Source organism: Lentzea cavernae (assembly GCF_014653695.1).
Lineage (GTDB): Bacteria > Actinomycetota > Actinomycetes > Mycobacteriales > Pseudonocardiaceae > Lentzea > Lentzea cavernae.
The window spans coordinates 241969-255518 of the sequence record NZ_BNAR01000011.1 but is presented as its reverse complement, the minus strand read 5'-3'; the positions used below and the strand labels follow the sequence as shown (position 1 = coordinate 255518).

The window sequence follows — 13550 nt, the reverse complement described above, 5'->3', positions numbered from 1 at the left end:
GATGGGCCTGGCGCAGGCGTGGTCCGTCGCCCTCTACGGCGTCGACGGGCTGGCGGTCGAGATCGAGGCCGACGTGGGCGTGGGCCAGCCCCGCACCCACCTCCTCGGCCTGCCGGACGCGTCCTTGCACGAGTCGAAGGAACGCGTGAAGGCCGCCGTCCGCAACAGCGACGAGGAGTGGCCGAAGCAGCGCATCGTCCTGGGCCTGTCCCCGGCGAACCTGCCCAAGGGCGGCAGCGGCTACGACCTCGCCATCGCCTGCGCCACCCTCGCCGCGGCCGGCTCGGTCCCGAGCGACCGCCTGGCCACCACCGTCCTGCTGGGCGAACTGGCCCTCGACGGCCGCGTCCGCCCGATCCGCGGTGTTCTCCCGGCCTTGCTCGCCGCCCGCAGGGCAGGCCTCAAGGCGGCCGTAGTCCCGGTGGACGCCCTCCCGGAAGCAGCCCTGGTGGCCGGCATAGAACTCCACGGCGCCGTCACCCTCTCCGAAGCCCTCGCGTGGCTGCGCGGCGAAGACGTGACCCTGCAACGCCCTCCGCCCTCAGCCGACCCACCACTGCCGAAGGCCCCCGACCTGGCCGACGTGGTGGGCCAGCCAGAAGCCCGCTGGGCCCTGGAGGTAGCCGCGGCAGGCGCCCACCACCTCTTCCTGACCGGCCCGCCGGGCACAGGCAAGACCATGCTCGCCGAACGCCTACCGGGCCTCCTCCCACCGCTGACACGAGAAGAGTCCCTGGCGGTGACAGCAGTCCACTCCGTGGCAGGCGTCCTCTCCTCCGACTACCCCTTGGTCGCCACCCCACCGTTCGTCAACGTCCACCACACAACATCGATAGCCGCCCTCATCGGCGGCGGCGCCGGCATGGCGAAACCAGGCGCAGCCTCCCGAGCCCACAGGGGAGTCCTCTTCCTGGACGAGGCCTGCGAGTTCGGCCAGAAAACCATCGACACCCTCCGCACAGCCCTTGAGGAGGGCGAGGTCCGCATCCCCCGCCGCGACGGCGTGGCCCGCTACCCGGCCCGCTTCCAACTCATCCTCGCCACCAACCCCTGCCCCTGCGCCCCACCGAAGGAAACGGACTGCATCTGCACCGCAACAGTCCGCCGCCGCTACCAGTCCCGCCTATCAGGCCCACTGCTCGACCGCGTAGACCTCCGCGTCCGCATGCGGTCGACAACAGCCATGTCCAACGCCGACGCCACCCCACCAGAACCAACAGCGGTAGTCCGAGCCCGCGTCCTCAAAGCCAGAACCAGAGCCGCCACCCGCTGGTCCTCCCACGGCCACACCTGGCCCGCCAACGCCCTCGTCCCAGGCCCAGCCCTACGCCGCGAGTTCGCCCTCCCACGGCCCACCACAGCCCTCCTGGACCGAGCCCTGGCAGTAGGCGCCCTCACAGGCCGAGGAGCCGACCGTTGCCTACGAGTCGCTTGGACCTTGGCGGACCTGGCCGAAGCCGACCGCCCAACCCCAGACCACGTGGCAGCCGCCCTCCACTTCCGCGAACGCCGCGCCCCCTGACCGCCCCCGCCACCACCCACCCCAGCTCGCCCAGCAGCGGTTACACAACTCCGGCGGCCCGACCACCGATCCCAGCCGCCAACGCGCCCAACCTGCCCGCCTTAGCCCGCCCTGCAGCGGGCGTGATCTGCCCCGATCAACTCACCCCGAGCAGCCGGTCGCGGAGCTCCAACGCCCCGACTCCGCGCCCGGCCCCATCCGAGCGGGCGCTCGTCCCCTGCGAGCGCCCGCTCACCCCCCGATCCGGCGTGAGCCGCCAGAACTCCGGCCCGCTCCGCCCAGGTCGCCGGGCGCGAAGACCCACTCCCACTTCGTGCCCGGCCCAGAGCGGGCCGCCCGCCTTCCCCAACGGGCGGCCCGCTCACCCACCTGAAGAACCTCCGAAAGTGTCTCGAACGAAGGAGCCCGACCATGGCCCCACTCCTCATTCCCGCAGCGATTTCGATCGCGACCCCAGCGGTCACCACACCGGCACTCCTGCAACTGCACTGCACGATCCGAAGGCGCACCTCAGGCGCCAGCCCTCCAAGTCCGTGGCGCCCCGACCCCTGGCACCGCTGGCTGCCCTGGTGGTGGTTCCGGTGACCACTCAGGCCACGAACCCGCCCACCGTTCTACCCACGAACCCGCCGACCGTTCCGCCCATCAACCCGTCCGACAGCCCACCCGCCAACCCGTCGGTCGCACCGCTCACCACCTCGGTCAACTCAACTGCCACCCCGCCGACCTCCCCACTCGGCATTTCGGTGACCAACTCGCCTGCGAGTCCGCCCGTCAACCCGGCCGCGAACCCGGCGGTCGCCGCGCCTCGCGCCCCGGCCGTCGATGCCGTTCGCCTGGCCAGGGCTTATCTGTCGCGTGTCGCCGAGCCCTACCCGGCGGCGCTCGCGGCGTTGATCGCCGAGGTCGGGCCGGTCGAGGCAGCGGAGCTCGTGAGGTCTGGCGAGGTCTCGTCGTCCGTGGCCAGTCAGACGTCCGCTCGGCGGTCGGAGGAGCGTGCTCGTGCCGACCTCGCCGCGATCGCCAGGGTCGGAGGGCGGCTGGTCATCCCCGAGGACGAGGAGTGGCCGCGGTGGCCGTTGCTCGGGCTGGAGAACGTGGCTGCTCGGCGGTGTGGAGGCGAGCCGATCGCGCTCTGGGTGCGCGGGGCGCCCTTCCTGGCTGACGCGGTGGACAAGGCGGTGGCCGTGGTCGGGTCGCGGGCTGCCAGCGGGTATGGCGAGCAGGTTGCCGGCGAGTTCTCGTATGGGCTGGCGTTGGCGGGTCTGACCGTTGTCTCCGGTGCCGCGTACGGGATCGACGGTGCTGCTCACCGCGGTGCGCTCGCCGCCCCCGGGCTGACGATCGCCGTGCTGGCGTGTGGTGTGGACACCGCCTATCCCGCCGGACACCAGGGGCTGCTCGCCAGGATCTCGCGGGAGGGGCTGATCGTCAGCGAGTACCCGCCTGGTGTCATGCCTGCTCGGCATCGGTTCCTCACCCGCAACCGGCTCATCGCCGCGTTGGCCGGTGGCACGGTTGTCGTCGAGGCCGGGCGGCGCAGCGGGGCCAAGAACACGGCGGCGATCACGCAGGCGCTGGGGCGGCCGTTGATGGTGGTGCCGGGGCCGGTCACGTCTGCCAGCTCGGTCGGTTGTCACGAGCTGTTGCGGGACGGACGGGCCGTCTCGGTGAGTTCGGTGGCCGAGATCGTCGAGTCGGTGGGGCGGTTCGGTGACGACCTCGCCACGGAGCCCGCCGAGAAGGAGAGCGACCTCGGGGTTCCTCAGGGTGAGGCGATGCGGGTGTACGAGGCCCTCGGGAAGCGGAACGGGGTGAGCGACGAAGCCGTGTCGGTCGAGTCCGGTGTGCCTTTGGAGCGGGTGCGGGCGCTGTTGCCCGAGCTGGAACTCGCTGGTCTGGCGCTGCACGTCGACCGGGGCTGGCAGAAGCTGGAGATGAGGTGAGGACTGTCCATTGTGGATTGGACGTGGCTGGTGCCCGGCGGTGATCGCCGGGGATCGGCTGGCGCTGGGCCTGGCGGGATCGTCGGCTGTTCGGAGGGTGGTGGCGGCCGCTGTCACTACTCCGAAAGGTGATCTGCACGGGCTGTTGAACCCCTGGTCGTCACAGGGAGTTGAAACGTTAGCGTCTTCTCGATCATGAGAGCGCTCTCAAATGGCGCGGGGGTGTGGCGATACTTGACCAAACGCCCCGACTGGCGCAGCGTCTTGGCCTATGTCCCCGCCGCCGCATGGTCGGACACGTCGTGTCGATCTCGTTCGCCTGCGCGAAAAACTGCCGGCGACCGTGGCAGACGTGCTGCGGCAGTTCGAGCGCTACCTGATGTTGGAGCGTGATCTGTCGCCGCACACGGTCCGCGCCTACATCGGTGATGTGGTGGCGTTGCTCGGCCACGTCGCGGGGAATATCCCGGAAAACGCGGATGTCGGGCACATCGACCTGACCAATCTGCGGTCATGGCTCGCCGCTCAACGCAGTTCAGGCGCTAGTCGCACGACCCTCGCGCGGCGGGCCGCTGCCGCGCGCGCGTTCACCGCGTGGGCGCACCGAGCAGGGCATTTGGACTCGGATCCGGGGCCTCGGCTCGCTGCTCCGCGGCCGCACCGGACGTTGCCGGCGGTGCTGCGCGAGGACCAGGCGAAGGACGCCATGAGGGCCGTATCCTCTGGCGCGTCCCAAGGTGATCCGGTTGCGCTGCGTGATCAGGCCGTGGTGGAGTTGCTGTACGCCACGGGTATCCGCGTTGCCGAACTCTGTGGTCTTGATCTCGACGACGTGGACTACTCCCTGAGGGTGATTCGAGTTCTTGGCAAAGGTGGACGCGAGCGCACCACGCCGTTCGGCGTGCCTGCCGAGCGAGCGCTGCGGCGGTGGGTGGACGAGGGGCGAAACGCCCTGGTAGCACCGGATTCGCCACCCGCGCTGTTCCTCGGTGCCCGTGGGGGCCGGCTGAACCAGCGGGCTGTTCGCACCCTGGTGCACGAGGTCGTCGCCGTGGTACCGGGCGCGCCGGACATCGGGCCGCACGGGTTGCGCCACTCCGCCGCGACCCATCTGCTGGAAGGAGGAGCGGACCTGCGCACCGTCCAAGAACTGCTTGGTCACGCTACGCTCGCAACGACTCAGCTTTACACACACGTCACTGTCGAACGGCTGAAGGCGATCCATGACCGAACCCACCCCCGTTCCTGACGCCGCAGGGGGAGGATCGCGTACGGCGACCGTGCCCCCTGAACCCGTCCTGCCCGCACCAGTGTCGAAGCAGGCGAGCAACGGGCACCGTCAGAACGGCGCGCCACGCACCGAGGCGACCCCCGAGCCCGGTGCCAACACGCATGTCAACGGCACGCCCGCGGCCGTTCCGACTGCGGTGACGCGCGCGGACGTCCGGTCCGGTGACGACGTAGAGGCCGGCATCGTCGCCCTGTGGCGCAGCTACGGCGAGTCCCGCGATCAGAGCCAGCGCGACCGCCTGGTGCTGCACTACGCGCCGCTGGTCAAGTACGTCGCCGGCCGCGTCGGCACGGGCCTGCCCGCCCACGTGGACGTGGCCGACCTGATCCAGTCCGGCATCTTCGGCCTGGTCGACGCGATCGAGAAGTTCGAGCCGGAGCGCGGCCTCAAGTTCGAGACCTACGCCATGCAGCGCATCCGCGGCGCCATCCTCGACGACCTGCGCTCCCAGGACTGGGTGCCGCGCTCGGTCCGCAGCCGCGCCCGTGACGTCGAACGAGCCCTCGAACGCCTCGGCGCCAAGCTGCAGCGCACGCCCACCGACCGCGAACTCGCCGCAGAGCTCAAGATCGGCCTGGCCGAACTGCGCGAGCTCTACGGCCAGCTCCAGCTCACCAGCGTCGTGGCCCTCGACGAGCTGATCGCCCCGAACAAGGGCGGCTCCTCCCTGGCCGAGTCGCTGCCCGACGACGCCGCGGAAGACCCGGTGGCGAGCCTCGTCGACCAGGACAGCCGCCGTCAGCTGGCCGACGCGATCGCCCAGCTGGCAGAACGCGACCGCGTGGTCGTGACCCTCTACTACTTCGAGAACCTGACCCTCGCCGAGATCGGCAAGGTCCTCGGCGTGACCGAGTCCAGGGTCTGCCAGCTGCACACCCGCGCTGTCCTGCGCCTGCGCACCAAGCTCAACGAGCAGTCCGAGGCCTGACCGCACCCCGACCACCCCAGCAGCCTGGCCAACGCCGGGCTGCCGAACACCGTACCGGGAAGCCGCGAGGGCCTCGCAAAGGCGGTTCACACCCCTCTCCGCCCCGCGTCAGGGCTAATTCACTCGAACGGGTGGGCCTTGGGTTGGCTCCAAACACGCCGCGTGCCCGCTCGGGCATTCGACGAACTCCTGAACCCGCAAGCCGGGCCGGTCGCTGACCGCGACGCCGAGTGCCGCGCGGACGTTGGGCAGCCGGATTCGTCGCCGCGTAGCCGAGGAACCGCTGCGTCCAGTCCCGACAGATCGCACACGGGATCAGCTGCGGTCGTGCCGGTAGCCGACAGTCGCGCCGAGAAGCGGGCAACTGGCGAACAGCCATGTCCAGAGACGGGCAGTCGGAGAACAGCCGGCCAGGAGCTCGCGATTGGAGAACTGCTGGCTGAGAGGCCGGCGCCGGTTTGGTCGATTGGCGGCGGGCGACCGGTTCGGACGGCCGGGAACGCCTGGGTCGGCTGGTCAGTGCTGTAAGAGCGCGGCGGAGCGATGGTGCAGGACCGCAGCCTGAGGTGTTGGACGCCCACCTCGTGGGGGCTGGAAGTGGACATGTGGATGTTGGCTGGATCGAAGGCGTGGCGCGCGCTCATGCTGCTTCGCGGCGGGTCGGCGGGTCGGCGGGTCGGCGGGTCGGCGGGTCGGCGGGTCGGCGGGTCGGCGGGTCGGCGGGTCGGCGGGTCGGCGGGTCGGTGGGTCGGTGGGTCGGCGGGTCGGTGGGTCGGCGGGCGGTGGCGGGTGGCGACCCGCTGGCTCGTCGGTGGGAGTGCGGCGCCGGTCGGCTGGCGAAGTGAGCGGTGAGCCCGCGGTGCGCGCGAGGTCGCGAAGTGAGTGGTGCGACCCCGGTGGCGCGCGAGGCTGGCGAAGTGAGCGGTGTGGCCCCGGTGGCACGCGAGGCAGGCAGGCGGTGAGTGGCCCAGGTGGGCCGGGAGGCGGCTGGTGAGCGGGGTGCCGCCTCCCGGCACCTGGAGGGCGCTTGCGGCGGGTGAGGGGTGCGCCGCTGGTCGACCCGCCGAGGATGCGGGGAGCGCCCTGCCGGAGCGCCGCGCGGGGGCCTGCGCGCGGCGGAGGTCGTCAGCCGCCCCGGGGCGGGGTGGGCAGGGGGAGCAGGCGTACGCGGGCCGTGGTCACCAGGCGGAGCGGGTCGAGGTAGGCGTGGCCCTTGCGGGCTCCCCAGTGCAGGCAGGGGGAATGGCAGTGGCCTGGCTGGAGGTGGCCGATGACCTCGCCTCGGCGGACCGGGTGGCCCGCTGTGACGGTGGGGGCGATGGGCTCGTAGGTGGTGCGCAGGCCGTTGCGGTGGTCCAGGGAGACCAGGGTTCTGGCTGCCACCGCGCCTGCGAAGACCACCGTGGCGTCGGCCGCGGCGAGGACCGGGGCGCCGGCGGGGGCGGCCAGGTCGGCGCCCCGGTGGCCGGGGCCGAACGGGGTGACCGGGGCCTCGAAGGCGCGGACCACCTGGTGCGGCGGGGGCAGGGGCCAGGTGAAGCGGTCCGGCGACGGGGTCAGGAGGGCCGTGAGGAGCAGGGCGGTGGGGAGGAGGGGCATGGGTCAACAGTGGGCCGGGTGGGGCTCGGGGGACCAGGGGTGATCGGGGAGCTGTGGATTACTCGCCGGTTGTGGACAACTGCCCTGGGTGGGATGGGGGCGATTCGAGTTTTGTCGGGGGTGGGGAGTAGACTTTTGGGCGCGTCCCGTCTGTGCGCGGGACGACTTCGCGTGCCAACGCAGATCCGACCGGCTGATCCCAGCAGGGTCGAGTCACGACGTCCGACGGTCCTGAGGGTGCAGAGATGCTCCGCGGGTGCGGGCGGCGGCGAAGGCACCAGGGCTGACGGCCTACCCCGGCCAGAGGCGACAACCGGAATGACGCGCAAAGGCGAGACCTCGCGTGTCCTACAGATGAGGTGCGAACCGGCCATGGCCGTCGTAACCATGAAGCAGCTGCTTGACAGCGGCGTGCACTTCGGGCACCAGACCCGGCGCTGGAACCCGAAGATGAAGCGCTACATCTTCACCGAGCGCAACGGCATCTACATCATCGACCTGCAGCAGACGCTGACCTACATCGACCGGGCTTTCGAGTTCGTGAAGGAAACGGTCGCGCACGGCGGGTCGATCCTGTTCATCGGCACGAAGAAGCAGGCGCAGGAGGCCATCGCCAACGAGGCGCTCCGCGTCGGCATGCCCTACGTGAACCAGCGCTGGCTGGGCGGCATGCTCACCAACTTCTCGACGGTCCACAAGAGGCTTCAGCGCCTCAAGGAGCTCGAGTCGATGGAGCAGACCGGCGGTTTCCAGGGTTTCACCAAGAAGGAAATCCTGATGATGAACCGCGAGAAGGACAAGCTGGAGCGCACGCTCGGCGGTATCCGCGACATGTCCAAGGTGCCCAGCGCCGTGTGGATCGTGGACACCAAGAAGGAGCACATCGCGGTCGGTGAGGCTCGCAAGCTGAACATCCCGATCGTCGCGATCCTCGACACGAACTGCGACCCGGACGAGGTCGACTACCCGATTCCGGGCAACGACGACGCGATCCGTTCCGCCGCCCTGCTGACCAAGGTCGTGGCCGAGGCCGCCGCCGCCGGTCTCATGCAGCGCTCCGGTGGTCGCCGCGACGCCGCTGACGGCCAGGACAAGCCCCAGGCCGCCGACGAGCCGCTGGCGGAGTGGGAGCAGGAGCTCCTGACCACCAACGCCGCCGTCGCGACCGAGGCACCGGCCGAGGCCGCTGCCGAGGCTCCGGCCGAGCAGCCCGTCCAGTCCTGATCTCCCCCACGAGGTGCCCGCACACAAGCGGGCACCTCGTGACCTAAGCGCGTACATCGCAGAAGGAAAACGATGGCGAACTACACCACCGCGGACGTCAAGAAGCTCCGCGAGCTGACCGCCGCCGGCATGATGGACTGCAAGAAGGCGCTGGACGAGGCGGACGGCGACTTCGACAAGGCCGTCGAGATCCTGCGCATCAAGGGCGCCAAGGACGTCGGCAAGCGCGCCGAGCGCACCACGTCCAACGGCCTCGTCGCGGTCAAGGACGGCGCGATGGTCGAGCTGCGCTGCGAGACCGACTTCGTCGCCAAGAACGCCGACTTCATCGCCCTGGCCGACGACATCGTCGCGCTCGCCAAGGCGAACAAGGTCGCGGACGTCGACGCCCTCAAGGCCGTCGAGGTCGACGGCAAGACCGTGGACGCGCTGGTCCAGGAGTTCTCCGCCAAGATCGGCGAGAAGCTCGAGCTGGCCAAGGCCGTCGACTACGACGGCACCGTCTCGGTCTACCTGCACAAGCGCGCCGCCGACCTGCCGCCCGCCGTGGGCGTGCTCGTCGAGTACACCGGTGACAACGCCGAGGTCGCCAAGGGCGCCGCGATGCAGATCGCCGCCATGCGTCCGAAGTACGTCACCCGTGAGGACGTCCCGGAGGAGCTGGTCGCCAACGAGCGCCGCATCGCCGAGGAGACCGCTCGCGAGGAGGGCAAGCCCGAGGGCGCGCTCCCCAAGATCGTCGAGGGTCGCGTCAACGGCTTCTTCAAGGACGTCGTGCTCCTCGAGCAGGCTTCCGTGACGGACAGCAAGAAGACGGTCAAGGCTCTTCTGGACGAGGCCGGCGTGACGGTGACCCGTTTCGCTCGGTTCGAGGTCGGCCAGAGCTGATTCGCATGAGGGCGGGGTTGCAAGCACCAGCGACCCCGCCCTTGGCGTGTCCGAAGCTTTGGTGACGTGCGTTCGCGGAAAGCGCGGACCCAGTCGCTTCGGGTGTTTTGCGGGGGCCGTGCCCCCGCGCCCCAGCCGGGGGCCAGCCCCCGGACCCACAACGGCCACACATCCGACGGCGCGAGGAGAGGACCTGTGAGCGAAGAAGGTAGCCACGGCTACAACCGGGTGATGCTCAAGCTCGGTGGCGAGATGTTCGGCGGCGGTGGCGTCGGCGTTGATCCCGACGTCGTCCAGACAGTCGCCCGGCAGATCGCGGCCGTCCACAAGTCCGGCGTGCAGGTGGCCGTCGTGATCGGTGGTGGCAACTTCTTCCGCGGGTCCGAACTCCAGCAGCGCGGCATGGACCGCTCGCGCGCCGACTACATGGGCATGCTCGGCACGGTCATGAACTGCCTGGCGCTGCAGGACTTCCTCGAGCGCGAACACGGCATCGACACGCGCGTGCAGACCTCCATCCAGATGACGCAGGTCGCCGAGTCCTACATCCCCCGCCGCGCGATGCGCCACCTCGAGAAGAAGCGCGTCGTGATCTTCGGTGGCGGCGCGGGTCTGCCGTACTTCTCCACCGACACCACCGCCGCCCAGCGCGCGCTGGAGATCGGCTGCGAGATCGTCCTGATGGCCAAGGCCGTCGACGGCGTCTACACGGCCGACCCCAAGATCGACCCGGACGCGTTGATGTTCGACAACATCACCCACCGCGAGGTGCTGGAGCGCGGCCTCAACGTCGCCGACGCGACGGCGTTCAGCCTCTGCATGGACAACAACATGCCGATCCTCGTCTTCAACCTCCTCACCGAGGGGAACATCGCGCGAGCGGTGCGTGGTGAGAAGATCGGCACCCTGGTCAGCACCCCCGGTGGCCGCCCGGCCTTCTAGACCTGGTGGGATCTCTCCAGGACCGGGATTCAGGCACGAACACGCAGAGCAAGGAGCAGTCGTGATCGACGAGACCCTCCTCGACGCCGAGGAGAAGATGGAAAAGGCGGTTTCGGTCGCGAAGGAGAACCTCTCCTCCGTCCGAACCGGTCGTGCGACTCCCTCGATGTTCAACCGCATCCACATCGACTACTACGGCTCGATGACGCCGCTGAACCAGATGGCCAGCATCACGGTCCCCGAGGCGCGCATGGCCGTCGTCAAGCCGTACGACGCGGGTCAGCTCAACGCCATCGAGAAGGCGATCCGGGACTCCGACCTGGGCGTCAACCCGAGCAACGACGGCTCGATCATCCGCATCGTCATCCCGCAGCTCTCCGAGGAGCGCCGCCGGGACATGGTGAAGGTCGCCAAGTCGAAGGGCGAGGACGCGAAGGTCTCCCTGCGGGGCGTCCGTCGCAAGGCGAAGGAAGAGATCGACAAGCTCGTCAAGGACGGCGAGGTCGGCGAGGACGACGGCTCGCGCGGTGAGAAGGAGCTCGAAGCTCTCACCCACAAGTACGTCGCCCAGGTCGAAGAGCTCGTGAAGCACAAGGAAGCCGAACTCCTCGAAGTCTGATGTTCCTGATGGTTTCGCCCGGCCGAGTCGCCGCAGGCGTGTAGCAGCCCTGGCCGGGCGGAGGTCGTGATGGGAGCACCACAGGTGGCAGGCGGTCCCGCGGAGGTGCCCGCGTCGAAACCGTCGCGCGCGGGTCGTGACCTGCGCGCGGCGATCCTGGTCGGCGTCGGTCTCGGCGCGATGATCATCGTGTCGTTGCTGACGGTCAAGGAGACCTTCATCGCCATCGTCGCGGCCGCCGCGGCGGTGTCGACGTGGGAGATCGCGGGCGCCTTCAAGAAGGCCGGCATCAACGTCGCCCTGTGGCCGGCGTTGATCGGCGGGCAGGCGATCCTCTGGCTGTCGTGGCCGCTGGAGCGCTCCGGCATGATGACCGCGTTCGTGGTCACCGTGCTGGTGTGCATGATCTGGCGGTTCCGCGGCGGCTCGGACGGTTACCTGCGCGACCTCAGCGCGTCGGTGTTCACCGTCGCGTACGTGCCGTTGTTCGCCGCCTTCGCGGCCATGCTCGTCGTGCCCGAGGACGGCGCGGGCCGTGCGTTCGCGTTCATCATCGGTGTCGTGCTGTCGGACGTCGGCGGCTACGCGGCGGGCGTCTTCCTCGGCAAGCACCCGATGGCGCCGACGATCAGCCCGAAGAAGTCCTGGGAGGGCTTCGCCGGCTCGCTGACCGCCGGTGTGGTCGGTGGCGCGATCACGGTGACGACGCTGCTCGACGGCCAGTGGTGGCAGGGTGCGCTCTTCGGTGCCGCGCTCGTCGTCACGGCGACCGCGGGCGACCTGGTCGAGTCGCTGATCAAGCGCGACCTCGGCATCAAGGACATGGGCACGCTGCTGCCCGGCCACGGCGGCCTGATGGACCGGATGGACTCGCTCCTCCCGTCCGCCGTCGCCTCCTGGCTGCTGCTGCACCTCTTCATCCCGTAGGCCCTAGTCGTCGAACGGGTCGTCCACCGCGGCGAGCGGCTCGGCCTCGATCACGCGGGACGGGTCGATCACCGAGAACGCCATTCCCGCGTGATCCTCGACCACGGTGATGCGCCCGAACGGGGTGTCGTAGGGCTCGACGGTCACCCGGCCGCCGAGCTCCAGCACCCGGTACGCCACCGAGTCGATACCGATCTCGGGCGCGGCGTTGAAGTACACCATCCAGTGGGAGCGCTCTCCGTACGGGAACTCGCGTCCCATCTTCTGCCGGCCGATCACCTCGGTGCCCTCGACGGACCAGGACGCGTAGTCCAGCCGGTGCCCGTCGCCGATCTGCGTGATGTCGTAGTGGCACAGCTCGCCGAAGAACTCGTCGGCCGCCGCGCCGTCACGCGTGTTCAGCTCGGCCCACGCGTACGAGCCGTGGCCTCCCATGCCGAACCGCCACTCCGGCGGCACGTGCCGGAACCCGACGACGGCGCCGGTCGGATCGGCGATCACCGTGCTCTGCGTGTGGTCGGCGGCGTCCTCGGGGTTGCGCAGCACCGACCCGCCGAGGTGGAAGGCCTTCTCCGCGGTGGCGCGCGCGTGCGGCGTGACCAGGTACAACCGCCACGCTTCCGGATCACCCTGCGGCAGGCCTGCGACGGGGATGCCGTCCACCATGGCCACGGTGTAGCCGGCGTCGTCGGCGTAGTGCCATCCGAACAGGCCGGTGTAGAACTCGATGGCGCCCTTCAGGTCGTCGACGGATCGCTCGACCCAGCACGGACTTCCGGATAACAACGGCGCGAGCTTGGGAGTGTTGGGCGCGATCGACACTGCCGGCCTCCTGCAGGAAAGAGATGACAACACGCTACGCCGTGATTGGACGAATTCGTACGGTCACTGGTAAACGGAGGCCCTACAGTGGCTTCGTGAGGGGATTCGTGCGGGCGGCGCTGAACGCGGTGCGTCCGGCAGACGTCGTGCCCAGCCCGAACATCTGGCACTGGCCCGAGGTGTACGAGGTCGAGAACCGGGCGCAGGACGTCCACGGCGCGATTTGGACGGCGATAAGCGAAGAATGTCCGTTTGAGGGCCGGGACGTGGTGGACGTCGGCTGTGGCGACGGATTCCATTTGCCGTTGTTCGCGCGGACGGCGAAGTCCGTCACCGGTGTCGAACCGCACCCGCCTTTGGTCGCGCGGGCCAAGCACCGAATTGCTTCGACGTCCAATGCACGTGTCGTTTCGGGTCCTGCGCAAGGGCTTCCACTGGACGACGCCTCCGCTGATCTGGTGCACGCTCGGACCGCGTACTTCTTCGGGCCGGGGTGTGAGCCGGGGCTGCGGGAGGCGGACAGGGTGCTGCGGCCCGGGGGTGCGCTGGCGATCGTCGATCTGGACGGTTCGGCGGATCCGTACGGGCCTTGGCTTCGGGCCGACGAACCGCGTTATGACCCGGCTGTGGTCGAGAAGTTCTTCGCGGACAACGGGTTCTCGCTTCGTCGTGTCACCGCGGAGTGGCGGTTCGAGCGGCGGGAGGATCTGGAGGCCGTGTTGCGGATCGAGTTCTCCGCGAAGGTGGCCGAACGGGCGATCGCTTCGGTGACCGGGCTGAGCTTTCCGGTCGGATATCGGCTGCACGTGCGGCGCAAGCCGAGCGGCTTGATCCTGTGAGCG

Annotated in this window: 12 protein-coding genes; 10 read left to right on the top strand and 2 right to left on the bottom strand. The window is 69.7% G+C overall.

The genetic code is table 11. The features are described 5' to 3' along the window. Position 1: 1 nt before the first annotated feature. The 4 genes from IE307_RS31695 (at position 2) to IE307_RS31680 (ending at position 5687) form a co-directional block, all read left to right on the top strand. The gene (locus IE307_RS31695; RefSeq protein WP_191303048.1) at positions 2–1522 is read left to right on the top strand and encodes a YifB family Mg chelatase-like AAA ATPase; all 1521 of its coding nucleotides are present in this window, start codon (positions 2–4) and stop codon (positions 1520–1522) included. Between the two features lie 836 nt (positions 1523–2358). Beyond that, positions 2359–3468 (top strand): DNA-processing protein DprA, encoded by a 1110-nt coding sequence (gene dprA / locus IE307_RS31690; protein ID WP_229905268.1) that lies wholly within the window; start codon positions 2359–2361, stop codon positions 3466–3468. Between the two features lie 271 nt (positions 3469–3739). Beyond that, positions 3740–4717: a tyrosine recombinase XerC gene (locus IE307_RS31685; RefSeq protein ID WP_191303047.1), complete on the top strand. Its 978-nt coding sequence runs from the start codon at positions 3740–3742 to the stop codon at positions 4715–4717. Continuing rightward, positions 4692–5687: a FliA/WhiG family RNA polymerase sigma factor gene (locus IE307_RS31680; RefSeq protein ID WP_191303046.1), complete on the top strand. Its 996-nt coding sequence runs from the start codon at positions 4692–4694 to the stop codon at positions 5685–5687. The genes IE307_RS31685 and IE307_RS31680 overlap by 26 nt, the downstream gene beginning before the upstream one ends. Positions 5688–6812: 1125 nt before the next feature. Here the strand turns inward: IE307_RS31680 and IE307_RS31675 are convergent. After that, entirely contained in the window at positions 6813–7286 is a 474-nt protein-coding gene (locus tag IE307_RS31675) for a M23 family metallopeptidase (RefSeq protein WP_191303045.1), read from the bottom strand. A 372-nt stretch (positions 7287–7658) separates the two neighbouring features. On the opposite strand from IE307_RS31675, the gene rpsB reads away from it, so the two are divergent. The 5 genes from rpsB (at position 7659) to IE307_RS31650 (ending at position 11886) form a co-directional block, all read left to right on the top strand. After that, complete coding sequence (rpsB, locus tag IE307_RS31670; RefSeq protein WP_191303044.1) at positions 7659–8510, top strand: 30S ribosomal protein S2; 852 nt, start codon at positions 7659–7661, stop codon at positions 8508–8510. 72 nt (positions 8511–8582) lie between these two features. Next, complete coding sequence (gene tsf / locus IE307_RS31665; RefSeq protein WP_191303043.1) at positions 8583–9398, top strand: translation elongation factor Ts; 816 nt, start codon at positions 8583–8585, stop codon at positions 9396–9398. Between the two features lie 231 nt (positions 9399–9629). After that, positions 9630–10340 (top strand): UMP kinase, encoded by a 711-nt coding sequence (gene pyrH / locus IE307_RS31660; RefSeq protein ID WP_301325822.1) that lies wholly within the window; start codon positions 9630–9632, stop codon positions 10338–10340. A 61-nt stretch (positions 10341–10401) separates the two neighbouring features. Then, on the top strand, positions 10402–10959 hold the full coding sequence (gene frr / locus IE307_RS31655) for a ribosome recycling factor (RefSeq protein WP_191303042.1): 558 nt from the start codon (positions 10402–10404) through the stop codon (positions 10957–10959). Between the two features lie 69 nt (positions 10960–11028). Then, positions 11029–11886, top strand: a complete 858-nt coding sequence (locus IE307_RS31650) for a phosphatidate cytidylyltransferase (protein WP_191303041.1) — start codon at positions 11029–11031, stop codon at positions 11884–11886. A gap of 3 nt (positions 11887–11889) precedes the next feature. Here the strand turns inward: IE307_RS31650 and IE307_RS31645 are convergent, their stop codons facing one another. Next, positions 11890–12708: a VOC family protein gene (locus tag IE307_RS31645; protein WP_191303040.1), complete on the bottom strand. Its 819-nt coding sequence runs from the start codon at positions 12706–12708 to the stop codon at positions 11890–11892. 107 nt (positions 12709–12815) lie between these two features. Between IE307_RS31645 and IE307_RS31640 the strand changes: the two genes are divergently transcribed. After that, positions 12816–13547, top strand: coding sequence for a class I SAM-dependent methyltransferase (locus IE307_RS31640; RefSeq protein ID WP_373306059.1), 732 nt, complete (start codon positions 12816–12818; stop codon positions 13545–13547). Positions 13548–13550: the final 3 nt, after the last annotated feature.

What these genes read in the sequence shown, in the direction of transcription:
- IE307_RS31695 (WP_191303048.1), top strand. Translation starts at nt 2, where the DNA reads ATGGGCCTGGCGCAGGCGTGGTCCGTCGCCCTCTACGGCGTCGACGGG.
- IE307_RS31685 (WP_191303047.1), top strand. Translation starts at nt 3,740, where the DNA reads ATGTCCCCGCCGCCGCATGGTCGGACACGTCGTGTCGATCTCGTTCGC.
- IE307_RS31680 (WP_191303046.1), top strand. Translation starts at nt 4,692, where the DNA reads ATGACCGAACCCACCCCCGTTCCTGACGCCGCAGGGGGAGGATCGCGT.
- IE307_RS31675 (WP_191303045.1), bottom strand. Translation starts at nt 7,286, where the DNA reads ATGCCCCTCCTCCCCACCGCCCTGCTCCTCACGGCCCTCCTGACCCCG.
- rpsB (WP_191303044.1), top strand. Translation starts at nt 7,659, where the DNA reads ATGGCCGTCGTAACCATGAAGCAGCTGCTTGACAGCGGCGTGCACTTC.
- tsf (WP_191303043.1), top strand. Translation starts at nt 8,583, where the DNA reads ATGGCGAACTACACCACCGCGGACGTCAAGAAGCTCCGCGAGCTGACC.
- pyrH (WP_301325822.1), top strand. Translation starts at nt 9,630, where the DNA reads ATGCTCAAGCTCGGTGGCGAGATGTTCGGCGGCGGTGGCGTCGGCGTT.
- IE307_RS31650 (WP_191303041.1), top strand. Translation starts at nt 11,029, where the DNA reads ATGGGAGCACCACAGGTGGCAGGCGGTCCCGCGGAGGTGCCCGCGTCG.